Genomic DNA, 26,901 nt, shown 5'->3' on the forward strand with positions numbered 1-26,901 from the left:
GGTCAGCAATGGCCGGTTTTATTTTTTGGCATTATTCTTCGATCATAAAGATTTGTATAAATTCCAGCAGGGGACTTTCGGTTGAGACTTGTTTATTGTACCTTGCCGGAGAACACTGTACAAAATATTATCTTTTTTAACATTCATCCAGTATTGTACCTATAATCTCTGATCTATGAAAAAGGGAGTAAAAATCTTCTGGTGGGTCTTTTTTTGCGGACTCATTTGTGGCATTATGGTTATTGTTTCGGCCAGTGTTGGTTTATTGGGCAAAATGCCTTCCATTACCGAATTATCGAACCCAACGGCGCTCATCGCCAGCCAGGTGTATGCGGAAGATGGCACCCTGATGGGTAAATACCTCATTGAAGACCGTATTGAAGTGGAGTTTAAAGACATCAGCCCCCAGGTGATAAATGCCCTGGTTGCTACAGAAGACGAACGCTTTTATTCCCACAACGGCATCGATGGCCGTTCGCTGATGCGCTCACTTTCCTCTTTTGGTACCAAAGGTGGCGCCAGTACCATCACCATGCAAACGGCAAAAAACCTGTTTACCGATGACTGGGCTACCAGCAGTCTTCCGGCCCGACTTATTCAGAAAATAAAAGAGGGCATCATTGCGGTAAGACTGGAGCGTAATTTTTCAAAAGAAGAAATTATCACGCTTTATTTAAATACAGTTGCGTATAGCGATAACGTATACGGCATCAGAAATGCCTCCAGCACCTTTTTCCAGAAAGAACCTTCCGAGTTAAGCACTTCCGAAGCAGCGGTACTGGTGGGTATGTTAAATGGAAACAATCTATACAATCCACGAAAGTTCCCCGATAGAGCAAAAGACAGAAGAAATTGGGTGTTTCACCAAATGGTGAGAAGTAATTTTATTACCGAAGCAGAAGCTAATGCTTTGAGTAAGGAACCAATAAAACTGAATTATAGAAAGCTGAATGAAAATACAGGCCTCGCGCCTTATTTCCGTGCGGTATTGGGTGAAGAATTAAAAAAATGGTGTAAAGACCACGAAAACCCTGCTACCGGTAAGCCTTATAATTTATTTAAAGATGGCTTGAGGATCTATACAACCATCAATCCGGCGTTACAGCAGTATGCAGAACAGGCTGTTGCCCGCCATATTCCCTACATGCAAAAAATACTAAACGCGCAAAAGAACATCAAGAACGGTTCAGTATGGAAAGAACATGAGAATATTCTGGAAGCAGCCATGAAATCAAGCGATCGCTGGAAGAATATGAAGAAGGAGGGAAAAAGCGATGATGATATCCGCAAGAGCTTTAAGGAAAAAACCAAAATGACGGTTTTTGCCTGGAACGATAAACACGAGATCGATACCTTGATGACGCCTTACGACAGTATTAAATATTGCCGTCAGATGTTACAGGCCGGATTCCTGGCCATGGACCCGCAAACCGGAGCCATCAAAGCCTGGGTAGGCGGCGTTGATTTTAAAACATTCAAATTCGATCACGCGAATATTGGTACAAAACGTCAGGTAGGTAGTACAATTAAACCGTTGTTGTACGGTTTGGCTATTAACGACGGTGGTTTTACACCCTCTACGCCGGTTGAGGATGTACAGCAGAATTTTGAAGGTTTTGGACCGGTACCTGCTACCAATGCATCGTGTTCAAACCAAACCATGCCCATGGCCGAAGCGCTGGCCCAGTCACGTAACTGTGCTACTGCCTATATTATGAAAAACATGGGTAACAAGGGTAATGACGCCGCTGTGCGGTTTGTAAACTTCCTGAAGACCTGTGGCGTTACAACGGATATTGAGCCAGTGCCCGCTATTTGTTTGGGTAGTGGTGAAATTTCATTGTACGAAATGATACAGGCTTACAGCATGTTCCCCGCGGGTGGTTTCTCTGTAAAACCAATGTACATAACACGTATAGAAGATAAAAATGGCAACCCTTTACAGGTATTTACTTCCGAACGCAAAGAAGTGATCAGCGCCTCTACTGCCTATAATGTGATCACCATGATGCAGGGCGTAATAAATCATGGTACCGGTAAACGCACTGCCAGCTATGGCATTAATATCGCCAACGTGGCCGGTAAAACCGGAACCACCAACGACAACAGTGATGCCTGGTTCATGGGTTACACACCGCAATTGTTGTGTGGCGTATGGACGGGTTGCGACGATCGTTTCATCCGTTTCAGTAGTACGGCTGTTGGTCAGGGTTCTTCCGTGGCCTTACCGGTTTGGGCATATTTTTATGCAAACTGTTTAAAAGACAAGAGCACCGGGCTGGATAGCAGACACCCATTTGTAAAACCCCAGGGGATGGTTATTGATACATTACCAGCAGACTGGACTAAAAGACCTACCGTTGGTAGTGGCGAAGGTGACTCGGCTCCTGTAGACAGTTCCTCGAATAGTGGATACTAAGCTTTAACATATAAAGTTGCTAAGGGCCGACTAAAAATTTTTAGTCGGCCCTTTTTCTTTTAAATTGCTGATCGTTACATCAGAAAATAATTCACACCTGCATGCGTCATTTATTATTGTCAGTCACGTTAGCTTTTTCAGTTGCTGGTTTTGCACAATCCAAATCGTTGTATGATCCGGCAGAAACTTTTGCTCCGGGGTTTTATACCAATAAAAGCAGTATCATGCGATCGGCCAATGGCGCTCCCAGCCATGCCTACTGGCAAAACCGGGCCGATTATACCTTGCAGGCCACCATCGATACCCTGAAACAGCAACTGACAGGATTTGCGGTTATTCATTATACAAATAATAGTCCTGATTCCTTAGCTTCATTGTGGTTGCAGCTCGATCAGAACACCTATCAAAAAGGCGCACGCAGCAATTATTTAACTGATCAACAACCGCAGGAGTTTACCACCGGTTATTCCATCGATGACTTACAGATTCAGCAGGATGCCAAGACCACTACTGCCAATTATATTATTACCGACACCCGCATGCAGATCAGGCTGGGAAAAGCCGTTCCGGCCAAAACCGGCACCATCACCATACGTATAAAATACCATTACACCATTCCGGGTGCTTTTGGCGGTCGCACCGACTATGTGAAAACGAAAAATGGCACCATTTACGAAATTGCCCAATGGTATCCGCGCATGTGTGTATACGATGACCTCGTTGGCTGGAATACGCTTCCCTTCCTGGGCAGCGGTGAGTTTTATTGTGAATATGGAAATTTTGATTATAGTGTAACTGTACCCTGGAATATGATCGTGGCAGGTGCAGGTGAATTACAAAACCCCACGGAAGTGCTTACACCCAGGCAAATTGAACGATTGGCTGCGGCCCGCAACAGCGATAAAACAGTTGTCATCAGGTCAGCTGCAGAAATTACTGACCCCCACAGCCGCCCGGTACAAAAAGGCAATTGTACCTGGCGTTTTAAAATGAACAATACCCGTGATGTGGCATTTGGCGCTTCTGCTGCCTTTATGTGGGATGCGGCTAAGGTAAACTTACCCAACGGTAAAAAGTGCATGGCGATGTCGGTATACCCGGTTGAAAGCGAGGGCAACGAGGCCTGGGGCCGTTCAACAGAATACCTGAAAGCATCCATTGAACATTTTTCTGAAACCTGGTTTGTGTATCCCTACCCTACCGCCATTAATGAGGCAGGCATTGCCGGCGGTATGGAGTACCCCGGTATTTTGTTCGATGGCATCAATGATAAAGGAAAAGAATTATACTGGGTTACTGCCCATGAAATAGGCCACAACTGGTTCCCGATGATCGTTGGTTCCAACGAACGCAGTAATGCGTGGATGGACGAAGGTTTTAATACATTTATAGATCTGTACGCATCGGATGTATTCAATAAGGGTGAATACGCACCCAAGCGCGACAGTGAGTATGCACCGGGCGGTGGCAATCCGGCCGATGAAATATTGCCATATTTAAGTGATTCCAAAGCACCTTCCATGATGATGGCCGCCGATGCCATTCCCGAAGGGTATCGTCATCCCATCTCTTATTTTAAACCAGCTTTGGGTTTGTACCTGTTGCGGGAATACATTCTGGGAAAAGACAGGTTTGATTATGCTTTCAAACGATATATTCACAATTGGGCATTCAAACACCCTTCACCCGAGGAATTTTTCCACACTATGGATAACGAAAGCGGTGAAGATCTTACCTGGTTCTGGCGTGAATGGTTTTGCAACAACTGGCCGCTCGATCAGGCCGTACAGCAGGTAGCCGTAACTGGCAATATGGCAAAGATCACCATTGCCAACCTGAATAAAATGGTTATGCCGGTAGTTATTCAGCTATCTTTCAACAATGGAACAACCCAGCGTTTGCAATTGCCGGTTGAAACCTGGTTGCAGCACACCACCTATACGCTGTCGGTACCGGTTACAGCGGCCATAAATACGGTAACCATCGATCCCGATCAGATGCTGCCCGATGCCAATCGCCAAAATAATGTGTGGAAAGCCCAATAAATTACCTTTATATAAATATCCAGCAGCAGTATGATGAGCCTGACAGAAAAAATATTATTCCTTGCGGTTGGTTTTTTGATCATCATTTTTATTTCAGTGGGTTATCTGAATAAAACCGATGCATTAAAAATGCTGAAAGAGAAATATGAAGCGGCGCTGGATGGCGACGATCGCGAAGCCGCCATTGCAGCCGGTCAGGCTTATTATCGCTCTTTACGCGGCGGCGAATTGACCATCGAAGATGAGCGGGCTATACTTAGAGAGGTAGCTCATCTTCCAGAACCGGATATTACTGAAGAAAGTGAGCAGGTATAAATTACAAATGTTACCAGTGCTTAAAGACTATCCGGGCTCAACTTTACACCACAGCCAACATAGGTTAGACCGTTGTACTTAGCTTCTACTTTATATTCATACCAGTTATCACTCATGCCATCGCTGCAAAACCGGGGCGTTATAATTATTTGCATATCGGCAGTACCGGCTTCTGTATTATAAATGTATTGGCCGTTTTGTTGTATGGCTGCCACATAAGGGAATACAGCGGGCTGGGTACTATCTACCTGTAAAAAACTGATCTGTTTATCTTTATCGATTTCCATCAGCCAGAAAGGCTCATTTCCCAGGGCAAAAAAATCGATACCTGCAGCTTTCTTTTCCATCCAGGTAATGTTCCCGGCCCCGATCATTTTACGACTGAGATAAGTATTTGAATAAAGCGATACCGGAGCACCCGTTAAACTCACTTCTTTCAGGCCTTTGTTGGTAACGGCAAAACGTTTTATCAGGTCATTGTTTATCAGCAGCTGCAATTGATCGTTAGTGGTTAACCACCGGCCTTCGGTTTCCTGAGGCGGCAGCTCCCTGCCGTTAAACTCATCTTTCAGGTGAAAGGTATGGTCGGCTAACAATAAAATTTGTCTGGTAATGCTGCTGCAATCATTACAGGGTATTGTTCCGGTATAATACCCCGTTATGAAGGTAGTAGGTGTATCTGATTCATCGGGATCAAAGTCCTTTGCTGAAAATTGGGTATCGATTATAGTAGTATCCGTTGGAGGCGGTACAAGTACTGTTGAAGGATTTTTGCAGGCTATTATAACCAGCATAATCAGGCCAAAACAAGATCTCATTGTTATTTCTTTCCAAAGGGATTTTTACCGGAAAGTGAAGGTTCTTCCTGCAAAGAATGGGCCGATATTGACTAAAACAAAGAAAAAAGGGTACGGATCTTCGTAATTTGCCCTTCGGTAAATAAGGACCCATCCTGCTTAGCTTGCTTTGCCTTTGTGTTCCCAAAATTCTTTAACAATCCTGCCATCTGCCATTTGGCGGAGCCGCCGCGTAAAACGTTCTCCCTTTATGCAGCCGGTATTGTCTTTACGGCCAAGGACTAATACAATGGCATCCCCTTCCCTGTCGGTTTTAAATGCCAGATCGTAGTGATTGCAATGCGTTTCAATAAAAGAAGAAGGTTGGTACTTCTTGCGTAAAATTTTTAAAACAGGTTCTTCCAGCTCCATAGTTCTAAATTTTTAACGTGAGCAAATATTGATTTTAAATTTTCATAGCGTGTGAGGGCCTGCTTCAATGCCATGATGTTAAGCCTTATCTAAATGGTTCAGCATGTTTGGGGAAGAGGTTGCTATCTGTTTTATGCAAGTAAGAATGCGCTGCTACGCCGATCAGTCCAACAGTTACCTAGACACGTAATGTCGCCTTACTAAAATAGTTAAGCAATAGTTATTTAAAATTGTTAAAATAATAATGCCAATAGCCCAGCGCCCAAATATGCAGTCATTTTTTCGCACACATACAAAAACGTGGCATATGTTATACAAATAAGGGTGGATCAGCACGAATAAGGCGGGTAATTCAACAAGGCACACGTTGCCTTCAATACAATTTAAAGTTGGAGCACGGAAGGTCGATTGCTTTAAAAATTATAGCGGGTATAAGTGTAACAGTAAATCTCAGGAGAGAACCATCTGTGGAAGGATGGCTAATGTCATACAGCTTTTTTAAAGTTACAACAATACAATTAAAAAAACACTTATCATATATTAAGTTTGGCCATAGCGTGCAACATTTTTTTCATAAATCAAATGGGTATATAGTAAGGGTTTCTTTACCAATATTATAATAAGCCAGAATAGTCAATCGTTATTTTTATTTTTTTAGTGTACACACATTAAAAAATACGTACTTTAATAATTCATGGACTATCTGAAGAAGTATAAGAGCTTTTTATACAGTTATTACCTAAGCTCAGGCGTACGTATTACAGTAGGGGTGGTTTTGCCCGCACTTATTTTTAGTTATTTCGATATGCTGTCACAAGGGGTGGCCGTATCGCTGGGTGCTATGTGTGTAAGTGGTACCGATAACCCCGGACCCATACATCACCGGCGCAATGGCATGCTTATATGCCTGTTGTTTTTAGTAATAGTGGCCTCTTTAACCAGCCTTACGGCTGCTTACCCGGTTTTACTGGGCATTCTTATCACGGCGTTTTGTTTTGTGCTCTCCATGATTGGGGTGTATGGCGCCCGCGCCATTGCCATTGGGGTTAATGCCTTGCTCATCATGGTTTTACAAATGTCGCACCCCAGCCAGGGAAAAGAGGTGATCATTCAGGCAGCGTATATTTTACTGGGCGGTTTATGGTATACCGGTTTAAGTTTATTACTTCACAAGTTTGCCCCTTACCGGCTGGGCCAACAGGCCCTGGGCGAATGTATGGCCGCAACTGCCAATTACATCCGTATTCGTGCCCACTTCTATGATAACGATGCCGATTTCGATAAGATCTACCGGCAAATGATCGAACAGCAGGCCATCGTTCATACCGAACAGGAGCTGGTTCGGGAACTGTTTTATAAAAGTCGCGACATCGTAAAAGAAACAACGAATACCGGCCGCACCCTGTTGATGCTTTTCAGAAGCCTGGTTGATCTATTTGAGCAGATCATAACCTCCTACCACGATGATTACAAAGACCTGCATGCCGCCTTTGAAGGAACTGAGCTCATGAGCCGGTATCGCCAGCTGATCATGCAGCTGGCCGCCGAACTCGATGACATCAGTATAGCTGTAAAAAGTGGCCGCCGGTCAAGGGAAACTACGGCCCTGGCCGATGCCATTAAAGAAACCCGCCGTTATTACATTGAACTGCGGAATACCAAAAGGACGCCCGAAACACTGGAGTATTATATTACCATGCGGAATATTTTAAGCAATATCGAAGACATTGCCGACCGCATGCATACCCTCCATTTATATACAACCTACCAACAGAAAGTCGGTAATATCAATACCCCCGATGATTATGAGAAGTTTATAAACCGGCAGGATTTCAGCTTTAAAGTACTGATCGATAACCTCAGCATGCAGTCAAACTATTTCAGGCATGCATTGCGGGTTAGCCTGGCTACCCTGGCTGGCTATATAGCCTCCCTCTTTCTGAATGTGGGACACAGCTACTGGATATTGCTAACCATTATTGTGATCTTAAAACCCCAATACAGCCTTACAAAAAAACGAAATTTTGAACGGCTTTTCGGGACTATTGCCGGCGCCATTATTGGATTGGGCATTCTGTATTTTATAAAAGACAGAACCGTTTTATTTGCGATCATGCTGGTATTGATGCTGGGTACTTACAGCCTGCTGCGTACCAATTATATGTTCGCCGTTATTTTTATGACGCCCTATGTGCTGTTGATCTTTCAACTACTATACGACATTCCATTAAAAAACGTACTTACCGACCGGCTTATAGACACCACTATTGGCTCCGTGATTGCCTTTATTGCCAATCTGTTGATCGTTCCGCTTTGGGAGCGTGCACAGATCTCAAGCCTGATTGCAACGGCTATTGAAAAAAATACGGCCTGGTTTAAAACAGCGGTTACCAACTTTATGGGTAAACCGGTAACACCCATTGAATACCGCATCAGTAGAAAAGAGGCCTTTGTGGCGCTGGGTAACCTGTCAGATGCTTTTACCCGCATGCTGGGCGATCCTAAATGGCAACAAAAGAATATCAATATTATTCACCAGTTTGTGGTGTATAATCACCTGCTCACCTCACATATTGCCACGCTTTCGAATTTCGGTCAGCAGTTTGCTGTGGCCAACGTAACAAAGGATTTTGGATCGGTAGCCAATTATATTGAAACTGAGTTATGCGTTTCCTCTGCCATTCTTAAAGGCCAGGCAACCCAGGCCGAATCGGCCCGGGCACCGCAATGGCAAATGATCGATAAACGGGTGACCAATTTAATGATGAGCCGGCATAAAGAATTGCATCAGGGTTTAACAGATGCAGATACCGAAACCCGTAAATTATTGCTGGAGGTGAAATCTGTTACCGATGAGTTCAGGATCATTCATGATGTTACCGCTGATATTAAAAAATCAAGTTTGCAACTGGCAGCTGCGGGTTGATTAATCCAACTCACGCTGCCTTTTCCACAATTCACACAGCTTAGTATCGCTGTTGCTTTTATCCCATGGTAGCTTTAGTTTCAAAAGCATATTACCATGAAAAATTTTGCAGTGGCTACTTTGTTGGCCACATTTCCGTTTGTTGGTTCGGCCCAGTTGGGCGGACTGGTAAACAAAGTGAAGAACAAAGTAAACCAACGCGTTGATCAAAAAGTGGATGCTGCCATCGACAAAGGGTTGGATAAAGCAGAAGGAAAGCCCACCACAACAACGGTTTCTTCCACACCAGCACCTGCCGGCAATACCATCGTGGCTGATGAACCGGTCGTAAAAAGTACTTCGAAGTTTGATTTCATCGCCGGTTCCACCATCTTCTACTACGAAAACTTTGAACAGGAGGCCCTGGGTGAATTGCCTACCGGCTGGAACACCAATGGCACCGGTGAAATTACTACCCTTGATAAATACCCTGGTAAATGGCTGCGCGTACATCACCCATTCACCTATTTAACCGCCAATAAAGCCGAATTCAGTGAGAATTATACCATCGAATTCGATATCATTCTGCAGTTAAAAAACAATGGTTGGATGTACCCCCAGGTTTCTTTCGGCCTTTTTTCATCAGGCACCGAAACAAATACAGCCAATGACTTTTTAAAGGACTATGACAAATACGGCGCGGTAACAGCCTTGTTTAGTCCGGGTGAATTTAAAAGCTCAAAAGTGGTGTTGAAATCGTACGTAGATGGCAGAGGCTTTTTTACCGGTGAGCCCAAAACCATTCCCGAGCTGGAACAATGGTACGGACGCCCGGTACACATGGCCATTCAGGTACAGAAGGAACGGTTTCGCATGTGGGCAAACGAAGTAAAAATATTCGATATTCCCAAAGGCGTGCCGCTGAATTATGTAATGAACCAATTGCAAATACGAATTCACTCCACCAATTACAACGACAGTCAGTATGGTATTTATATCAGCAATATTAAAATGGCCAAGGGGCTACCCGATACCCGGCATAAATTGATTGACGAAGGAAAATTCAGCACTACTTCTATTCTATTCGATGTAAACGCCGCCACGCTTAAACCGGAATCATACGGGACCATTAAGGAAGTTGCCGGTATTTTGAATGAATATAAAGAGGTACGTATAAAAATTACCGGTCATACCGATAGCGATGGCAACGATAAAGACAATCTGCAATTATCTCAGAAACGTGGCGAAGCCGTAAAAACAGCCCTGGTAAATGAATATGGAATTGACGGATCGAGAATTGAAACAGATGGAAAAGGCGAAGCGGAACCAGTAGCAGACAACAAAACAAAGGAAGGAAAAGCAGCCAACAGAAGAATTGAAATGAAAGTGATAAAGTAAGAAAACAATAAACCCTCCCGATAAATCGGGAGGGTTCCCCTTTTCTCGCATGTGACTAATAACTGTCTTATACAACCACCAGGGTTTCGGCAGAATTGCCATTAGTTGTTGAACGCCCGGTAACTTCAAGCGCTTTTTTAAATGGGAAATGCGGGATACCCAGCTTTTCTATTTTCTCCAAATATTCTTATGGCCCTGTAAATATGATACAAAGAAGAGCCTGCAGATAGCAGTGTTTGTATGAGTTGTTATTGATTTTGTATGAAATGCAGCCCGGGGTTTTCAACTGCTGCGATCCATTACCTGATTTCCCCGATTCAACAACCTTATCAACAATTCATCTGTCTAAATCCACATTTTAGCTGATCAAAAGTTTATATTTGATAACTCATTACTTTTTGTGCAACGAATACTCTTATTAGTTCTCACTTGTATAAGCTATCTGGTTTGTCTGTCGCAGGATGAAAGGCAGTATGCATTTGCGCATTATGGTACCGATAAAGGATTGGCAGGGTACGACGTAAGAGCCGTTGTTCAGGATGATGCCGGTTATATGTGGGTTGGTACTTCCACCGGCCTGCAGCGTTTCGATGGTACGCGCTTTATTACTTTTTATAATCGAAAAAACGACTCCACCAGCATTCCCGAGAACAGCATCAACCAGCTTTTCCGTTGTAAAAAAAACAAACTGTGGTTACTCACAGGTTCCGGTCACGTAGGGGTCTTCGATACCAAATATTTCCGGTTCAAACCAGTAGCTATTCAACCCGCTAAAAAAAGCTCCTTATTAGCCGACAAAAAGTTTTTCACCGACAGTCATGGCAATATTTACTTACTCTGTTTCAAGAGCGAGTTATTGGTATATAATGAAAAAGACAACCGGTTCGTTTCCGCAGCCAGTCTGATGCCGCTCCCGCCCAACTGGTCAATCATTTCTTTTTGTGAAGAAAAGGCTAGCGGTAAATATTTCATTGGCACCGATTCCGGTATGGTGGTGTATAATTCCAACACACATAAACAGAGTTATTCAGGTCACAATGTGGAAAACGAATGGTTGATAGAACAATACGGACGCATCCCTTTCGTAGCACCGATGTTGCTGGATTCAAAACGGCAGTTATGGTTCTTAACCTGGCCTCCTGCCGTTGGCGGCCCTTACTTCTTTTGTATTAACCTGCAAAGCAAAACAACCGTCTTAAAACAATACAGTTTTTTTCCTTTAATAAAAGAGTACTATGAGCCCAATGCCATGATGGAGCAAAAGAATGGCACGGTTTGGATAAAAGGGGGAAATATCTTTGCCCGTTACCTCGATAAAGAGAACAAATTCCAGTTGGTACACAATGGGTACACCAACGACCAAAGTATCGCCTTCGAAACAGTTTGGGACCTGCAGGAAGACCGCGAAGAAAATCTGTGGGTGGCAACGAACAACAACGGTTTGTTCCGGTTCAACCCTTCGCAGGAATTCTTTTTAAATGTGCATCATTATAACCGGGCGAAAAATACGCCCGGCGAAGGTTCCGCGCTCAGCTTTATTGAAGATAATGGCACCATATTAATGGGCGCCTGGGGCAATGGCATTTACCGGTACGATTCTTCATTTAACAACATACCGGTAGGCATAAAAGGAATTGTTGAAAAGAATTCGGTGGTGGTTTGGCATATGCTGTCAGGCAATGATGGCCGCACTGTTTGGATGGGCACTCAGCCTGGCGGTTTATACAAATACGATCGCAAAAGCCGGTCTGCGCAATATTACGACGTTCCAGCCGTAGAAGGCTCCACCATCTGTCAGCTGGCAGAAGATAAGCAGGGCAATTTATGGCTGGGTACCAATTCCCGGGGTTTGTACAAATATTCCAAAACAGGGTCTGGTTACGATTTTACCCGGCATGTTGATAAAATAAACGCCGTTGATGCCCGTACCATCAATGCGCTTGATTATGATAAAAGCGGTCACCTGCTGGTGGCTACCAATACCAATGGCGTATATGTTATTGATACCGGCAATAACCAGGTGCTTCATCATTTTTCAACTGATGGCCCCGCCAATCAACAGTTGCCCAATATAAAGGCCACTGCTATTTATAATTATAACGATACTACCATTTTTATCGGCTGCGGCGGCATTAATATATACAATCCCGTTAAACAAACCATTCAACCCATTCGAATGGGCAATACCCGGCCCAGTGATGTGGCGGCTATTCAAAAAGACCGGAACGGGTACATCTGGATAACCCAAAGCACCGGTTTGTTACGGTTTAGCCTTAGCAAAAAAAATATAGTTATTGTATTTGATCGCATCGATGGCATCATCAACGATCATTTTATTCCAGGTGCCTCAGCAAGTTTAGCTGATGGCCGGTTACTGTTTGGCAGCAGCAATCAGTTCGTTGTTTTCGATCCCCAGCATATTGACCTCACAGATTCATTGCCCGAAGTTTCCATAACCGGATTTAAAGTGCAGGATAAATCGCTGCTGGTTGATTCATTGCGCAATTTGAAATTGATAGAACTGGAGCCCACTGAAAATAACATTACCATCGAGCTGTCGTCGCTCATGTACAATTCAACGTCTATTATAAAATACAAACTGGACGGCATCGATAAAGACTGGATCCGCACCGATATCGCCAACCAGGCTGTATACCCTTATCTGCCACAGGGCACTTATACTTTTAAGGCAATAACAGAAGACAGCGAAGGAACACCGGGAAAGAATACAACTACGCTTATCATAAAAGTAAAACCGCGTTATTGGCAAACCTGGTGGTTCTTTGGAATGATCCTTTTTGCCTGCCTCGGCATTTTCCTTTGGTTTGATAAATTAAGGATGTTAAAAATAAAGGCTACGGAAAGTGTGCGTAACCGCATTGCGCATAGTCTTACTGAAGACATGGGCAATTCGCTGAGCAGTATCAACATCACCAGTGAACTGGCAAAAACCACAATTGATACCGATACCGAACGCACCAAGGAATATATTATCCAGATCAGCGACAGCAGCAACCGCATGGTACAGGCCATGTATGATATGGTGTGGAGCATTAACCCCGAGAACGATACCCTGCAACACACTGTTGACAGAATGAAAAACTATGCTGCTGAAATGGAAAGCATGTATACGCCGTCGATTATTTTCCAAATCGATGAACAGGCAAAAGACGTTCGGTTATCTATGGAAGCCCGCTATGAAATGCTGAGCATTTATAAAGAAGCAGTGAACAATGCAGCCCGCCATGCGCAGGCAAAATACATTGAAGTAAACCTGCGGTACAAAAGGCCTGCCCTCATCTTATGCATTCGCGATGATGGCAAAGGGTTCAATGTAGAATTAGTGGAACTGTCAAGAGGGCTCAGCGAAATGCGCCGCCGGGCCGCTACGATCAATGCGAAACTGACTTTGAAATCGGAGATCAATACTGGTACATCAGTGAATCTTGTTATGTCGAAGTAACATTGTGAAATATGTGTCAACCTGCTAACTTATCAACCAGTCAACTGGTTAACTTTACTTCCCCATCCACTTTTTAAAATCGGTCACTTTTTCGCGGCTAACAATGGCCTCTTTATCCACAGCCGGTTTCAGGTTCAATAATAGGCGATTGCCAAAATAATCGTGAATTTGATCTATACTGTTTACCGCTACATAAAACGCACGGCTAATGCGAAAAAATTGATCCGGATCGAGCATGTCCTCCAGGTCGTCCATGGTGTAATCAACCACAAACTTGCGATTGTCGGTTGTTTTGAAAAAGTTCAGCCGGCCATCACTGTAGAAATAAGTGATCTCTTCTACATCGACACTTACCAGTTTCTGGGCATGTTTTACCAAAAAGCGTTTGCGGTATTCTTTGGGTTGCAGTTTTTGTTGCAGCTCTTTCACCAGGCTTTCCACATTGAGGGAGGGTGCGCTGGTATTATTTCCGTAAAGGGATTTCAACCCTTTCAGTTTTTCCAACGCAGCATGCAGGTCTTCTTTTTGAATGGGTTTTAACAGGTAATCCACACTGTTCACCTTAAATGCTTTTAACGCGTATTCGTCGTATGAGGTAGTGAATATAACGGTGCTTTTAACTTCCACTTTATCGAAGATCTCGAAGCTTTGTCCATCGGCCAGTTCAATATCCATCAATATGAGGTCGGGCGATGGGTTCTGCTGCAGCCAGCTAACTGAACTCCTGATACTATCGGCTACTCCTACCACCTCTGCGGTGGCGTCAACACTGGCTAAGGTCTTTTGCAACTTTCTAACCGCCAGTTCTTCGTCTTCAATAATAAGTACTTTCATGTGTCCGTGGATTTTGTGGTATACCTGCAAATTACAAATAGCCCGCTGCATTGCGGGTCAGCCGGGAATGAATTGCCAAAACCGGGGATGAATTGTGTTTTTTAGGGATGGGGAATTATGGATGAATCAGTGGGACAACCACAGCAAATTCCTTCCCGTCGTCCCGAACGGTAATATCTTCCTGTTTCATTAACCGGTATTTTTTGACGATGTTGCTCAGTCCCACCTTGTTAGAAGCGACCATCCTGTCTTTTCGCTGCAGGTTATTGCTTACAATCAGGCGGCCGCTGTTGGTGGTCAGGATCATGATCTGTAATGGATTGTCTTTCAGGATCATGTTGTGTTTTACGGCATTTTCAACCAGCATTTGCAGGGTAAGTGAGGGCAACTGCCAGGTGAGGTAACGTTCCTCGATGGTGATCTTCAAATTGAGGCCATCGCCATACCTGGTTTTCAGCAAATGGAAATAGGAATGGATAAAATCCATTTCAGCCTGCAGGGTGGCCAGGCCGTCTTCGTTGGTACGCAACAGGTACCTGTATACCTTGCTCATTTCGTCAAGGAATTTCTCGGCTTTTTCGGGGTCATCGCTGATGAGGGAAGAAAGCGAATTCAGGCTGTTGAACAGGAAGTGTGGGTTTACCTGGCCTTTTAGTCCTTCAAGCTGGCTTTGTAGGTTTTCTTTTTTCAATTGCTCCGCCTCATCTACCACTTCCCGCCAGCGCTCAAAAAAAGCAGCGCCTTCGTTCAAGCTGGTAGCCATGATATTACAAAAGGCGCCCACGATCAGCGTCCAGATGTATTTATTCAGGTTTATCTGGTAGCCCATGAAACCAATATAATCGTAGCCCCAGAAAATGATGCTTAGGGCGGCAATCATAATGGTAATGTAAATGCCCAGGCCTATGGCTATGCGTTTAAAGGATTGGCTGTATTTGGGAAAGCGGTTTCTTAACATGGTAGCCACCATTCCGCAGCACACATAAACCAGGGTGATAACAGCCAGGGTCACTCCTGTTGGTATCAGAAAATTCCGAAGTGAAGAAAAATACTGCGTACCAAATAACACAAAGTTCAGTAAAACAGCAAAGGGTGGCATCAAAAGCACAGCTATCACCCATTCCTTTCTGGAGTACGACAATGGTTTTATATCGTCGGCATATGCCTCCATTCCCATCAGTTTGCAATTAAATTACAATTGTTTTGTACCTGGTTTAATGATGTGCGCATCAATTGACGGTTTCGCCGATGAACTGATCCAACGGCCGGGTGGGTTGTAGATTTAGGAACAAATTTATCGTAAAAGGCAATAGACCAGACTGCAGACATTGGTCAATAAAAGAAAAGGTTACAAGTTTCAGGTTGCAAGGGCAAAACTTAAGTAAAAGCCCTGGAACCTGTAACTTGCAACCTGAAACTGCTTCTTTGCCTCCATTCGTCTAAATACCAGCCCTTTTCTACTCTTTCATCTTTCCAGATTTCTTTAAATACCTCACAAATAAATAGGCAAATCCCAACAGGGGTAAAATAATTGCCAGTAAGGTATTTCGAAGCCCGGCATCGTAATGGGTAAGCTCAGGATACCTAAACAATAATATAAGAGTAATACCGCTGAGCCAGATGTATTGGGTATTGTATTCTTTCAGCACCCAGCGCTTCCATTTAAACTGCATGCTGTGGAAGGTAGCCGATAATCCATTCAGGCTCGGCACCCAGCGGTTTACAGTGGCGGCATACTGATCATATTTTACACTGAATTTGCTTCGCAGAAAATTTTCCTCGGCCAGTACGATGGCCTGGTATACAAAAAGAAAAAAGGGTATAAATACCGCTACATACAACAGGGAGTTCGACAATACGCCCACTCCGCACAACATCAAAATATTTCCCACATACAGGGGGTTGCGGCAATGGTTGAAAATACCACTGGTCACCAGGTCTTCGGCATATACTTTTCCTTCTTTACCGCCCCGGATAATATAAGCCAGGCCAATGGTAGCGCCCCTGATCAGCTGGCCGCTAACGGTAATGATCAATCCAATTAATACAGGTAAGATATAATAGTTCTCACCAAACACTGCAGGTGAAAAAAGCGGGGTAGAGGGAATAAAAAGCGCTACGTACAGAAACATGAATAAAAAGTTCCTGTATCGGAAAAAGAAATTGCCGATCGAGATCATTCTTATGTATTGCGTTTAGTTTTTTACGGCGATGATGCCTGAGAAGTTATACCATTTGAAAAATATTTCACAATGCGAAAAACCAGCTTCCCGCAGCATCAATATGTTTTCGCTTAGTTTATAGGGGATCAACACATTTTCAAGCGCTTCCCGCTTTTGCGATATTTCCATTTCGCTGTAATGCTGCCGCCTTTTGTAATTGTAGTAGTAGTCGATAAAATCGCGGTTAAAACTGCTCTCTTCTGCCAGTATTTTTTCCACTATGATCAGTACGCCATTGGTAACAAGACCATCTGCGATTGTTTTCAATAATCTTTCGCGGTAAAGCGGCCGTACAAACTGAAGGGTTAAACAAAGGTTCACCACAGATGCATTGTTGATCTCAATGCCTTTATTCAAATCCCCAACTATCAGATCATAGGGTCTGCTGATTCCGGCGTCATCGAGTTTTGACTTGCATTTCTGCAGCATCTCCGGAGAATCATCGATGCCAACAAACCGGATGTCTTTTGAGATCGTTTCATCCATCAGCAAAAATGAGGTACCTGTTGAACAACCGAGATCGTATACATTGGTTCCATCAAGTGCGTGATTGGCGGCCAATTCAGCAATCATACGTTGCATTTCGCCATAATAGGGAACCGAGCGGTTCACCATGTCGTCAAATACATCGGCCACTTTTTTACTAAACTTAAAGTCGGCCGGTAATGTCTGTTCCTTAAAGACTTCGTCTTTTAGCATTGATCTGGTTTCTTTGGTTTCTTAATGATAGTTTATAGTTGGACGGCAATCAGTGCCGGTAATTGCTATTATGTCACAAATAATTATACCAGAAAAGCGCTTCAAAACAGGCATTTATTGTACAAATCAGCCTGGCCGGGTCTATCGATTTGCGCCAAATTGATTAACTCGTCTATTTAAAACTCGACGCGATATATCCTGAAATAGACAAAATGGCAAATTGTGTAGACAGAACAAGATATTACAATGTATAATGGATCAAAGCGTAGTTGCTATTTATTAATGAGATTTTAAGATAAGCTCACTGCTAAAGCCGGTCGTATTTTTCGCACTTTTTAGACACCGGTCACTGTTAGTAAAATAAGTAGTCTAAGGGTATGCCACTAAATCAAAATAAGTTTAATACAAACCCGGCCCAATTAAACAGGCAATTGGTTTGAAATAGGGGATGGCCGTAGCATCTTTGTATCGTTAACTGTTAACGAAATCCATTATTCCGAAAAGAACCAGTAAGTACTCTTTGAAAGCTATCAGGGTCCAATAGGTGAAAAACCATCTGTCCAAAATCCGTGAAAAGTCTGTCCAATCCTGAAAGACCAATTGTTTACCAAGGATCTCCTTAATTAATTATCCTCCCCGGCTGAGCCGAGGGAGGTTTTTTTATGTGTTATCCCGTGTCAACCTGTTAAATGGTTAACTCGTCAACTGATCAACCCTCCTTCAACTCATTCACCGCCATTCTCACCAGTTCCGGTTCAAATCCCTTTTGCAATAAATAATCAGTAGTCTTCGCCATTTTCACAAATCCATTAACGCCTACGCCTGTTACGGTGTCCCATTTTTGCCGGGCGAGTTTATGTAAGGTTTTTTCATAATCTTCTGCATCCAGTTCCTTCATGGCCTTGTTTATACAATAGGTGCTTACCTGTTTTTGTATCAGGGCATGTTTTATTTTTACCTTTCCCCATTGCTTCATGCGGAATTTGCCGCCGGCAAACTGGATGGCAAAACGTTCTTCGTTCAGGTAATCTTCTTCGATCAACTGAGCGATTGACTCTTCCACCATTTGTTTGCGTAAGCCGAATGAATATAGTTTTTCTTTCACCTCTGCATGGCAGCGTTCCTGGTAAGCGCAATAATGCCGTAGCTTTTGCAAGGCCTGCTCTTTGCTTAACTGCTGCTTTTTTTGAAACATATTATTCCTCAATTCTATTCAAACAACCAAAATCATTCTTCAGCAGGTCGTCGTAATAGTCAGCTTTTTTAAACAGGTTTTCGAAGATTTTTAAACCGCCCTCTTTAGTAATGTCCATATCATACATAATAAACGATAGAACAATGTTCTCGTTCTGGCAACTTAATACCAGGGTGTTGGTACGGTAGTTTTCCTGCAGCAGGAACTGGTACAGTGGTTTTATTTTCAGGGCATCTGTTGGCAATTGGCATAAATAGGCGTCGCCTACCACAAAGTAATTTTCAGCATTATAAGTGATCTTTATTTTGGCACTGCCTTCGCGTACTTCCCAGCGGTTTACACCTTCGCGGGAGAGCTTGATGTCTTTCCCCAGTTCCTGTAAAATATCTTCAATGGTTTTGGCAATACCGGTTGGTACTACTTCCTGCTCGGGCATTTTAGGCAGTGTTACCTCGGTACCGCAGACCGGGCAATATTTTTCAGAATCGATGTTTTCGGGCAGTACCAGGTAATCGCAACTATGGCAACGGCTGCTGCTGATACCTTTATGCGGCGCATATAATTGCAGGGCCTGGCGCAGGTAATTTACCGGTAAGGCAAACCCCATATTATCGCCTCCCTGTATTTTGAACGAATTCACGCCAATCACTTCCCCCATGGTATTCACCAGCGGGCCACCGCTGTTCCCGGGGTTGATGGCCGCATCTATCTGGATGAATTTTAAGCCCCCAAGAATGCGGTCAACTTTTGAAATAACGCCCTGGGTGGCGGAATATTTAAGCCCATAGGGATGACCGATGGCCAATATTTCATCGCCATCTTTCAAACCTTCATACTGGCCCAGCCGAATTTCAGGAATGTCCACATTAGCAGGTCCCTGTAAAAAAGCCAGGTCGTGTTTGCGATCCGTATACCAAACGCGGGACAAGGTTTTCTCAAAAGTTTTGCCGGCAATGGTAACCTCGGCATTGTCATGCACCACGTGATCGTTGGTTACTATCAGATCGAATTCCTTTACATAAAAGCCGGTACCTGTACCGGTTTGGGTGGAAATTTGTATGATGGCGGTTTGAAACTGGCCTATTATATCCTGAACCATTGATTGAATATTTTGCACCAGCAGGCATTCGGCGCATTGGCCGATACCTGTCTGTTTAAAAATTAGTTTGCGTCGAAATTTAAGGTAGTGATCTCTGTATTAAAGCTGCTGTTGAATAGTAGCAGGGATTGGAATTGCAGCCTGTCTACATTAAACACCAGGTGGGGGTACTTCGCCTGCCAGGTTTCCATGATCTGCATAATTCGTTCGTTTATACGCTCCCGGTCAAACTGACCCGACTGGGCATCATAATAAGGAACGCTAAATCCCAGCCCTTCAAAATACGAGCGATAATTGATCTGCATATATAACAATACCAGATCGCTGAGGGGTTTGGGCAAACTGTATGAATACTGGCTGAACGTAAGGGCGTACTCCATTACATTATTGCCAATAAGCGTATAATCGTTATCGCGGTACCAGATCACATTTTGCGCCGCCTTATTAATGGCATCCACAACGGTAGTGTGATGTTGCGGCAGCACCATAGAGAATGTATGTTTTAAACGGAACAGGTAGGGATATACCTCTTCTTTTGTTTTACTGAGCAGTTTTTTAAACCCTTCGATCATGCCCTTGTTGCGCTCCTCTGTACTTTTTTCTTCTTTGCGGAAATAGATCTCCACGATCTTTTCCAGCTCGATCAATAATTTACCATCGGGGCAGATCAAAAAATCGATGCGGAAGGCAAGCGCCAGTAACAGATAAGCAATTCCACCGGCAAATTTATCGGCCTCCAGGGTGGCTGCATAGTCAAGCGTTTCCTTGATCCAGGTGAGCATGAAATGGTATTTCACCTCTTTTTCTGTATCGGGAATGCCAATTATATGTTCGGTATCTATCGTTTGCAGGGCAGCAAATTCCTGTACCAGCAGGTCATCGAGTTTATCAGCTTTAATGGCCATTTCCTTTAAACCGTAATACAGTCTGTTGGGATTGGCGGCACTTATATCGCTGTCGAACCGCATGCACAGGCGGTCATTATCCAGGGCAAACCGGCTGTAATAAAGGTTGAAGTTCATATCCAGCAGGCGGCGCATAACCGGTATGCTGGCCTGTGGCATTCTGGCCAGGGTAATTTCGGCTTTGAGGCCTTCCCGGTCAAATTCGCCTCTAACGATCTTGGAGCCCTGGTATAACTGAAAGGTGCCACGATCGTTATTTCGGTTCAGGATAACATTACCTACCTTATCGTCGGCCAGGTAGTCGAAAAATGCGGCAATGCTATCATAATAAGATTGTTGTTTGAAAAGATCGTCGGCCTCAGTCCAACGGCGCACTTTTTCAACCGTTTTATTATTGTCGGAATAGCGGCCAAAAGGGATGTCTGGTTGAAGTGCCTGGTCCGGACTTTTTTTACCACGTCCGAATAATTTGTCAAACATATAAGGTTATGTCGTTTTAATTGCAAGATCGGGAACCTATATAAACAGTATATGACTAATAAAATTGCTGTCTATTTAACTTTTAATCAGCGGTTCTGAAAAATACCCAATACCGCTTACTCCTTAATGCTCAATGGGTAACGCTAAAAGACATGTTCAGCAAATTGCTGTACAGGAACGAAAACCCGCCTTTATGATATTATGTGGGAAAGCCACCTTAACCAAGCCTGCCGTTTACTGCTTGAATGGACCGTTTTGTTGTAAAACGGAGTAACGGCCTGCTGATCATTGCTACGGTTCGGGAAGTGGTATTCATTGAAATCAGCAACCGGAACACATTTCAGGTGCCGGTATTTCAATACCGCTGGCAGGCAAGATAGCGTATTTGTGGATTTCGTGTTTTAAAAAAAGCGGGTAAATTATTCAGTCATAACCCTATATTTGCTCAAATCTTAATCAGTTATATGAAGTTTATCGTTTCATCTTCGGCTTTATTGAAACAATTACAACAGATTAGCGGGGTGATCAATGCCAATACGGTACTGCCGATCCTGGAAGATTTTTTGTTTGATGTACAAAAGAATCAACTGTCAGTAGTGGCAACTGATCTGGAAACGGTAATGAAAATTCAGCTGGAGGTTGAAGCGAAAGATACCGGCCGCGTTTGTATCCCGGCTAAAATACTGATGGATTCTTTAAAGAACATTCCTGAGCAACCGCTCACGTTCAATATTGACAAAAATTACGCGGTTGAAATAACCAGCGATAATGGTAAGTATAAAGTAATGGGTGAAAATCCCGATAATTTCCCCAAGGATCCTGTAGCTGATGAGACCAATTCTTTCACCATTTCCTCAGCAGCCCTGGTTACTGCCATCAACAAAACATTGTTCGCGGTTAGTAACGATGATCTGCGTCCGGCCATGACGGGGGTTTTCTTCGAAATGGATACAAAAGGATTGCAATTTGTTGCTACGGATGCACACCGCCTGGTTCGCTACAAACGCACAGATGTAAGCTGTCCTAAAACTGATTCCCTCATCGTTCCTAAAAAACCGCTTAACCTGTTAAAATCAGCTATGCCGGTAAACGATGATGAGCTGACTGTCAGTTACAACAGCAATCACCTGTTTGTAATACATGGCACCACGCAGTTAAGCTGTCGCCTCATCGATGCCCGTTTCCCTGATTATAAAGTAGTAATTCCTTCAGATAACCCGTACAAACTGACTGTAAACCGTACCGATTTCCAGGGCGCTTTGCGTCGTGTGGGTATCTTCAGTAATAAAAGCACCAACCAGGTTGTATTAAGCATCAGCGGCAGCCAGCTGCAACTGACAGCGCAGGACATCGATTTCTCGTTTGAAGGTAATGAGCGCATGAAATGTCAGTACAATGGCGAAGACCTGCAAATCGCATTCAACGCCAAATTCCTGATCGAAATGCTGAGCGCCACCGATACCGAAGATGTAACGGTTGAGTTATCAACATCAACTAAAGCCGGTATCATCCGCCCCGGCGACCAGGATGAAAATGAAGAACTGATGATGCTGGTAATGCCATTAATGTTGAACACCTGATCGCTATTTTTATATATCTCGTTTTTCATAAATCAATCCCGCTTATTGCGGGATTTTTTATTGTACTCCTTTTTCACTTTTACATCATCTTTAGCCCCTTATAAGTATCAAAATTTTATAGCTGATTCTCTTCTGTTCCGGCCGGGATTTTATGCGTAAATTACTGGTAAACGATTGGCGATATGAATGCTTTTATGAACTTTTGGGAGCATATTGCCTCCTGGCAACGCATGGCCATTTTGCTGGGTGGTATGATCTTCTTCTGGCTGGTAGAAGGCCATTATCCGCTTTTTACATTCTCATGGAAACGGTACAAACATGCCGGCGTAAACCTGGTTTTTCTTACCACCACGGTCATATTGAATATCTTATTAGGCTCGATCACCATTTTAGCCTGTAGATGGGTTACCGATAATCATTTTGGATTACTGAATTTGTTCAACCTGCCTGTATGGGCAAATATCATCATCGGTTTGCTCTTTATGGATTTCTTTGCGCAGTATGCCCCGCATTACCTGATGCACAAAGTAAAATTCATGTGGAAATTTCATATGATCCACCACAGCGATACCAAGGTTGATGTTACTACCGGAACCCGGCACCACCCGGGCGAATGGATCTTCAGGGAATGTTTCACTATTATTGGGGTATATGTAATGGGGCTTTCCATTGGCATGTATTTCCTGTACCGCAGCGTATCGGCTATTTTCACACACTTCAATCACGCCAATATCCGGGTGCCGCTCTGGTTGGATAAACCCATCAGCTGGATCTTCGTTTCTCCCAATATGCACAAGGTGCATCACCATTATAAACGCCCGTTTACCGATACCAACTACGCCAACATCTTTTCTTTCTGGGACCGGCTTTTTGGCACTTTTGCCTACACTGATCCAAAACAATTAAAATATGGATTGGATGTGCTGGATGGAAAAACGGATGAGAGTTTGGGTTACCAATTAAAACTTCCGTTCAATAAAAATATAAAGACTGATTACTAGTCGCGAGGTTGAAATGTCGACGTGTTAACCTGTTAACAGGTTAACACGTAAACTGGTTAACTGCTAAACCAGTATCTTTATCGCGATGAAAAAAATTGCAATGATCCCGGCCCGCTATGCGGCAACCCGGTTTCCTGCCAAATTAATGCAGCTGCTGGGAACCAAAACTGTTATTCGGCATACCTATGATAATACCGTAGCCACCGGTTTATTTGATGAAGTATGGGTGGTAACAGACAGTGATATTATTTTTAATGAGATCGCGTCAAATGGCGGCAAAGTGTGTATGAGCCGTCAGCAACACGAAAGCGGAAGCGACCGCATAGCCGAAGCAGTGGCCGATATGGAGACTGATATTGTGGTAAATGTACAGGGCGATGAACCGTTTGTAAAAAAGGAACCATTACAGAAACTATTACAGGTATTTGAAGGCGAAGCGGGGGAAAAAGTGCAGGTAGCCTCCCTGATGCAGGTGTTGAAAGAACCGCAATTTATTGCCGATCCCAATTATGTGAAAGTAGCGGTTGATAAAAACATGAACTCGCTCTTCTTTAGCAGAAGCATCATTCCCTATCCGCGCAATAACGAAGCGAAACCCACCTATTATGAACATATTGGGGTATACGCTTTTCGCAAAGATGCCCTCATGAGCTTTACCACCTGGCCCATGACTCCACTGGAAGCAGCCGAAAAAATTGAATGTCTCCGTTATCTCGAAAACGGCGTACCATTAAAAATGGTAGTAACAGAATATATGGGTGTTGAAATAGACACACCCGAAGACCTGGAAAGAGCAGCCCGGCTTTTATAACGATTGCTGAAAAAAACAACCAACACCATGACGCAACCACTTTGGGGTATCGATCTGGGAGGAACCAAAATAGAAGGCGTAATTGTTCCTTCATTAGATAATCCACAACCCATTTTAAGGACCCGCATCGATACGGAAGGTTACAAGGGATATGAGCACATCATTGGCCAGATAGAGACGCTGGTTCAAACAATGAAAAAGCAATCGGGCTTGCAGCCGGCCCACATTGGGCTGGGTACTCCCGGTGTACTGGACCCCATATTGCAAACCATGAAAAATTGCAATAGCACAGCCCTGAACGGTCAGCCCCTGAAAAAAGACCTGGAAGAAAAACTGGGGGTTCCCTGTGTGCTGGCCAACGATGCCAACTGTTTCGCTTTAGCCGAAACCCACTGGGGTGTGGTAAAAGAAAAAGCACCCGAAGCCAAACTGGTATTCGGGATAATTATGGGAACAGGTGTTGGCGGTGGTATTGTTGTAAATGGTCAGGTATGGAATGGCAAACATGGTATTGCCGGTGAATGGGGTCATAATTTCCTCGATGAATCAGGCGGTCCCTGCTATTGTGGAAAAACAGGTTGTGTGGAAACCGTGTTATCGGGCCCCGGATTGCAACGGTATTATAAAAGCATTACCGGTTCCATGCTTTCATTAAAAGATATCCTGGCCCATGCCCTGCAGGGGAATGATCCCGCAGCCGTTAAAACCATCGACCGGTTGAATCACTTCTTCGGAAAAGCCGTTTCGGTAATTACCAATCTGCTCGATCCCGATGTAATTGTGGTGGGTGGCGGTGTAGGCAATATCGACAGCATTTACACAGCCGGTATGGAATCTCTGCATAAATTCATATTCAATAACCGGGTTGACGTACAAATACTAAAACCCAGTCTGGGCGACAGTGCCGGCGTTTTTGGTGCCGCAGCACTGGTTGCTTAAAACGAATTAGGCCCCCCTCCCAACCTCCCCCATTAGGGGGAGGCGAGGAGGGAACCAATATTTTTTTACGCCAAAACAGTTATCAACGACTTTATTATCGCGCCCAGCTTCACCCCTTCCAGAATGCGGCTTTCGGTACCACCATGTTGTAAAATGGAATGTTCGTGCGAAGTAATGCACATTTCACAACCATTGATGGAAGAGATCACCAGGCTCACCAGTTCAAAAAATTCTTTCCCTAAAACTGGGTTCATCATAATGCTCATTTTTATACCGGCTGGTGTATTGGTATAAAAATCCTTCTTCACATAGTGACGGAACCGGTAGAAGATATTGTTCGCGTTCATCAGCGAAGTACACGAAACAATTTCAGCCAGTTCGGCATCGGTAGCGCCGGCTTCCTGTGCCTGTTTATAAAAGGTATCTTTCAGCAGATCGAACTTTTCATTTACAGCTACCCCATATGCCAGTAACAACGCTTCCTTTTTATTCAGGTATTGCGTGTTGTTAAGCACATTACTCACATTGATCTTCAGATCCTTTATATACCTCGATTCTACCTGTATCAATTGTTGTGCAGTGGCAGAAGGCGTATAGTCAGGTATTTGCAGATCATTCAACATATTGTTGAACGTCTCATTTTGTATCAGGGTTCCCTGGCTCATGTTTTACGTTTAGCTTTTAAAATAACAGGACCGGCTTTACCGGCCCTGTATATAGTTCTCCAAAGAGTGAAAATTAATTCATGGTCAATTCAACGTCTTTCAGTGTTTCCTGACCACCTTGCCAGTTACAGGGGCACAGTTCGTCTGTTTGCAAAGCATCCAGTACACGAACCACTTCCTGTACATTACGGCCAACATTCAGGTCATATACGCTTACCCAACGTATAATACCTTGTGGGTCTATGATGAAGGTAGCGCGCAGGGCCACTTTTTCTTCCTGGTCCAGGATCCCCAGTTCTTCAGCCAGTGATTTAGATGTATCAGCCAGCATGGGGAATTTAAGATCGCGCAGGTCACTGTGATCTCTTCTCCAGGCTGCATGCACATATTCTGAATCGGTTGAAGCACCGATCAATACGGCATCTCTATCAGTGAATTCGCCGTGTTTTTTGTTGAATTCTGCGATTTCAGTGGGACATACAAATGTGAAATCTTTAGGCCACCAGAACATAACCATCCATTTACCTTTTGCACTGGCATACTCGTTGGTTATTTCAGTCAACTCTTTTCCTTTCTCGATAGATACTACTGCTTTCTTCTTAAATGCCGGAAACTGACTTCCAATAGACAAAATTCTATTACTCATATATGGGTTTGGTTTTTTACAATAATATATTATGCGAAGCATAAAGCTTAACGCTATTCAACTTTCATTTGG

22 protein-coding genes are annotated in these 26,901 nt (G+C 43.7%); 11 read left to right on the forward strand and 11 right to left on the reverse strand.

Annotation, left to right across the window (positions count from 1 at the left end; translation table 11 throughout):
- The first annotated feature begins 175 nt into the window (after positions 1 to 175).
- From BMX95_RS03485 to BMX95_RS03495, 3 genes are all read left to right on the forward strand, one after another.
- Entirely contained in the window at positions 176 to 2,419 is a 2,244-nt protein-coding gene (locus BMX95_RS03485) for a penicillin-binding protein 1A (RefSeq protein WP_081198815.1), read from the forward strand.
- A gap of 101 nt (positions 2,420 to 2,520) precedes the next feature.
- Positions 2,521 to 4,464 (forward strand): M1 family metallopeptidase, encoded by a 1,944-nt coding sequence (locus BMX95_RS03490; protein ID WP_081198814.1) that lies wholly within the window; start codon positions 2,521 to 2,523, stop codon positions 4,462 to 4,464.
- A 30-nt stretch (positions 4,465 to 4,494) separates the two neighbouring features.
- Positions 4,495 to 4,779, forward strand: a complete 285-nt coding sequence (locus BMX95_RS03495) for a hypothetical protein (protein WP_133053885.1) — start codon at positions 4,495 to 4,497, stop codon at positions 4,777 to 4,779.
- Positions 4,780 to 4,799: 20 nt separating this feature from the next.
- Here the strand turns inward: BMX95_RS03495 and BMX95_RS03500 are convergent, their stop codons facing one another.
- Positions 4,800 to 5,597 (reverse strand): copper resistance protein NlpE N-terminal domain-containing protein, encoded by a 798-nt coding sequence (locus BMX95_RS03500; RefSeq protein ID WP_081198812.1) that lies wholly within the window; start codon positions 5,595 to 5,597, stop codon positions 4,800 to 4,802.
- A 138-nt stretch (positions 5,598 to 5,735) separates the two neighbouring features.
- The gene (locus BMX95_RS03505) at positions 5,736 to 5,987 is read right to left on the reverse strand and encodes a hypothetical protein (RefSeq protein ID WP_081198811.1); all 252 of its coding nucleotides are present in this window, start codon (positions 5,985 to 5,987) and stop codon (positions 5,736 to 5,738) included.
- 694 nt (positions 5,988 to 6,681) lie between these two features.
- Here BMX95_RS03505 and BMX95_RS03510 point away from each other — a divergent pair.
- From BMX95_RS03510 to BMX95_RS03520, 3 genes are all read left to right on the forward strand, one after another.
- Positions 6,682 to 8,913: an FUSC family protein gene (locus BMX95_RS03510; RefSeq protein WP_081198810.1), complete on the forward strand. Its 2,232-nt coding sequence runs from the start codon at positions 6,682 to 6,684 to the stop codon at positions 8,911 to 8,913.
- A 96-nt stretch (positions 8,914 to 9,009) separates the two neighbouring features.
- Positions 9,010 to 10,290: an OmpA family protein gene (locus BMX95_RS03515; protein WP_081198809.1), complete on the forward strand. Its 1,281-nt coding sequence runs from the start codon at positions 9,010 to 9,012 to the stop codon at positions 10,288 to 10,290.
- Positions 10,291 to 10,690: 400 nt separating this feature from the next.
- Entirely contained in the window at positions 10,691 to 13,753 is a 3,063-nt protein-coding gene (locus tag BMX95_RS03520) for a sensor histidine kinase (RefSeq protein WP_133053884.1), read from the forward strand.
- A gap of 54 nt (positions 13,754 to 13,807) precedes the next feature.
- Here BMX95_RS03520 and BMX95_RS03525 read toward each other — a convergent pair whose 3' ends face one another.
- From BMX95_RS03525 to BMX95_RS03555, 7 genes are all read right to left on the reverse strand, one after another.
- Positions 13,808 to 14,587 carry a LytR/AlgR family response regulator transcription factor gene (locus tag BMX95_RS03525; RefSeq protein ID WP_081198807.1) on the reverse strand — a complete coding sequence of 260 codons (780 nt, stop codon included), beginning with the start codon at positions 14,585 to 14,587 and terminating at the stop codon, positions 13,808 to 13,810.
- 115 nt (positions 14,588 to 14,702) lie between these two features.
- Positions 14,703 to 15,758, reverse strand: coding sequence for a sensor histidine kinase (locus BMX95_RS03530; protein WP_165758861.1), 1,056 nt, complete (start codon positions 15,756 to 15,758; stop codon positions 14,703 to 14,705).
- Positions 15,759 to 16,044: 286 nt separating this feature from the next.
- The gene (locus BMX95_RS03535) at positions 16,045 to 16,719 is read right to left on the reverse strand and encodes a methyltransferase family protein (protein ID WP_207631531.1); all 675 of its coding nucleotides are present in this window, start codon (positions 16,717 to 16,719) and stop codon (positions 16,045 to 16,047) included.
- Positions 16,720 to 16,782: 63 nt separating this feature from the next.
- On the reverse strand, positions 16,783 to 17,508 hold the full coding sequence (gene cmoA / locus BMX95_RS03540) for a carboxy-S-adenosyl-L-methionine synthase CmoA (RefSeq protein WP_081198804.1): 726 nt from the start codon (positions 17,506 to 17,508) through the stop codon (positions 16,783 to 16,785).
- Positions 17,509 to 18,217: 709 nt separating this feature from the next.
- On the reverse strand, positions 18,218 to 18,703 hold the full coding sequence (locus BMX95_RS03545; protein WP_081198803.1) for a regulatory protein RecX: 486 nt from the start codon (positions 18,701 to 18,703) through the stop codon (positions 18,218 to 18,220).
- Position 18,704: 1 nt separating this feature from the next.
- A complete protein-coding gene (locus BMX95_RS03550) occupies positions 18,705 to 19,802 on the reverse strand; it encodes a trypsin-like peptidase domain-containing protein (RefSeq protein ID WP_081198802.1) in 1,098 nt (365 codons plus the stop codon).
- A 62-nt stretch (positions 19,803 to 19,864) separates the two neighbouring features.
- Positions 19,865 to 21,187, reverse strand: a complete 1,323-nt coding sequence (locus BMX95_RS03555) for a type III secretion system chaperone family protein (protein ID WP_081198801.1) — start codon at positions 21,185 to 21,187, stop codon at positions 19,865 to 19,867.
- Positions 21,188 to 21,432: 245 nt separating this feature from the next.
- Between BMX95_RS03555 and BMX95_RS35615 the strand changes: the two genes are divergently transcribed.
- The 5 genes from BMX95_RS35615 to BMX95_RS03575 all read left to right on the forward strand — a co-directional run bounded on the left by BMX95_RS35615 (position 21,433) and on the right by BMX95_RS03575 (position 25,518).
- A complete protein-coding gene (locus tag BMX95_RS35615; protein ID WP_262493564.1) occupies positions 21,433 to 21,567 on the forward strand; it encodes a hypothetical protein in 135 nt (44 codons plus the stop codon).
- Positions 21,568 to 21,651: 84 nt separating this feature from the next.
- A complete protein-coding gene (gene dnaN / locus BMX95_RS03560) occupies positions 21,652 to 22,767 on the forward strand; it encodes a DNA polymerase III subunit beta (RefSeq protein ID WP_081198800.1) in 1,116 nt (371 codons plus the stop codon).
- 182 nt (positions 22,768 to 22,949) lie between these two features.
- On the forward strand, positions 22,950 to 23,768 hold the full coding sequence (locus BMX95_RS03565; RefSeq protein WP_081198799.1) for a sterol desaturase family protein: 819 nt from the start codon (positions 22,950 to 22,952) through the stop codon (positions 23,766 to 23,768).
- 85 nt (positions 23,769 to 23,853) lie between these two features.
- Entirely contained in the window at positions 23,854 to 24,579 is a 726-nt protein-coding gene (gene kdsB / locus BMX95_RS03570; protein ID WP_081198798.1) for a 3-deoxy-manno-octulosonate cytidylyltransferase, read from the forward strand.
- Positions 24,580 to 24,606: 27 nt separating this feature from the next.
- Positions 24,607 to 25,518 carry an ROK family protein gene (locus BMX95_RS03575; RefSeq protein WP_081199856.1) on the forward strand — a complete coding sequence of 304 codons (912 nt, stop codon included), beginning with the start codon at positions 24,607 to 24,609 and terminating at the stop codon, positions 25,516 to 25,518.
- A gap of 65 nt (positions 25,519 to 25,583) precedes the next feature.
- Here BMX95_RS03575 and BMX95_RS03580 read toward each other — a convergent pair whose 3' ends face one another.
- Together BMX95_RS03580 and BMX95_RS03585 are read right to left on the reverse strand one after the other, a co-directional pair.
- Positions 25,584 to 26,183 (reverse strand): carboxymuconolactone decarboxylase family protein, encoded by a 600-nt coding sequence (locus BMX95_RS03580; protein ID WP_081198797.1) that lies wholly within the window; start codon positions 26,181 to 26,183, stop codon positions 25,584 to 25,586.
- 73 nt (positions 26,184 to 26,256) lie between these two features.
- A complete protein-coding gene (locus tag BMX95_RS03585) occupies positions 26,257 to 26,829 on the reverse strand; it encodes a peroxiredoxin (protein WP_081198796.1) in 573 nt (190 codons plus the stop codon).
- Positions 26,830 to 26,901: the final 72 nt, after the last annotated feature.

It is taken from the genome of Niastella yeongjuensis (assembly GCF_900110245.1).
Lineage (GTDB): Bacteria > Bacteroidota > Bacteroidia > Chitinophagales > Chitinophagaceae > Niastella > Niastella yeongjuensis.

What these genes read in the sequence shown, in the direction of transcription:
- kdsB (WP_081198798.1), top strand. Translation starts at nt 23,854, where the DNA reads ATGAAAAAAATTGCAATGATCCCGGCCCGCTATGCGGCAACCCGGTTT.
- BMX95_RS03555 (WP_081198801.1), bottom strand. Translation starts at nt 21,187, where the DNA reads ATGTTTGACAAATTATTCGGACGTGGTAAAAAAAGTCCGGACCAGGCA.
- BMX95_RS03495 (WP_133053885.1), top strand. Translation starts at nt 4,495, where the DNA reads ATGATGAGCCTGACAGAAAAAATATTATTCCTTGCGGTTGGTTTTTTG.
- BMX95_RS03515 (WP_081198809.1), top strand. Translation starts at nt 9,010, where the DNA reads ATGAAAAATTTTGCAGTGGCTACTTTGTTGGCCACATTTCCGTTTGTT.
- cmoA (WP_081198804.1), bottom strand. Translation starts at nt 17,508, where the DNA reads ATGCTAAAAGACGAAGTCTTTAAGGAACAGACATTACCGGCCGACTTT.
- BMX95_RS03525 (WP_081198807.1), bottom strand. Translation starts at nt 14,587, where the DNA reads ATGAAAGTACTTATTATTGAAGACGAAGAACTGGCGGTTAGAAAGTTG.
- BMX95_RS35615 (WP_262493564.1), top strand. Translation starts at nt 21,433, where the DNA reads ATGGACCGTTTTGTTGTAAAACGGAGTAACGGCCTGCTGATCATTGCT.
- BMX95_RS03500 (WP_081198812.1), bottom strand. Translation starts at nt 5,597, where the DNA reads ATGAGATCTTGTTTTGGCCTGATTATGCTGGTTATAATAGCCTGCAAA.
- BMX95_RS03530 (WP_165758861.1), bottom strand. Translation starts at nt 15,758, where the DNA reads ATGGAGGCATATGCCGACGATATAAAACCATTGTCGTACTCCAGAAAG.
- BMX95_RS03545 (WP_081198803.1), bottom strand. Translation starts at nt 18,703, where the DNA reads ATGTTTCAAAAAAAGCAGCAGTTAAGCAAAGAGCAGGCCTTGCAAAAG.
- dnaN (WP_081198800.1), top strand. Translation starts at nt 21,652, where the DNA reads ATGAAGTTTATCGTTTCATCTTCGGCTTTATTGAAACAATTACAACAG.
- BMX95_RS03485 (WP_081198815.1), top strand. Translation starts at nt 176, where the DNA reads ATGAAAAAGGGAGTAAAAATCTTCTGGTGGGTCTTTTTTTGCGGACTC.
- BMX95_RS03585 (WP_081198796.1), bottom strand. Translation starts at nt 26,829, where the DNA reads ATGAGTAATAGAATTTTGTCTATTGGAAGTCAGTTTCCGGCATTTAAG.
- BMX95_RS03575 (WP_081199856.1), top strand. Translation starts at nt 24,607, where the DNA reads ATGACGCAACCACTTTGGGGTATCGATCTGGGAGGAACCAAAATAGAA.
- BMX95_RS03535 (WP_207631531.1), bottom strand. Translation starts at nt 16,719, where the DNA reads ATGTTTCTGTACGTAGCGCTTTTTATTCCCTCTACCCCGCTTTTTTCA.
- BMX95_RS03505 (WP_081198811.1), bottom strand. Translation starts at nt 5,987, where the DNA reads ATGGAGCTGGAAGAACCTGTTTTAAAAATTTTACGCAAGAAGTACCAA.
- BMX95_RS03490 (WP_081198814.1), top strand. Translation starts at nt 2,521, where the DNA reads ATGCGTCATTTATTATTGTCAGTCACGTTAGCTTTTTCAGTTGCTGGT.
- BMX95_RS03550 (WP_081198802.1), bottom strand. Translation starts at nt 19,802, where the DNA reads ATGGTTCAGGATATAATAGGCCAGTTTCAAACCGCCATCATACAAATT.
- BMX95_RS03510 (WP_081198810.1), top strand. Translation starts at nt 6,682, where the DNA reads ATGGACTATCTGAAGAAGTATAAGAGCTTTTTATACAGTTATTACCTA.
- BMX95_RS03565 (WP_081198799.1), top strand. Translation starts at nt 22,950, where the DNA reads ATGAATGCTTTTATGAACTTTTGGGAGCATATTGCCTCCTGGCAACGC.
- BMX95_RS03580 (WP_081198797.1), bottom strand. Translation starts at nt 26,183, where the DNA reads ATGAGCCAGGGAACCCTGATACAAAATGAGACGTTCAACAATATGTTG.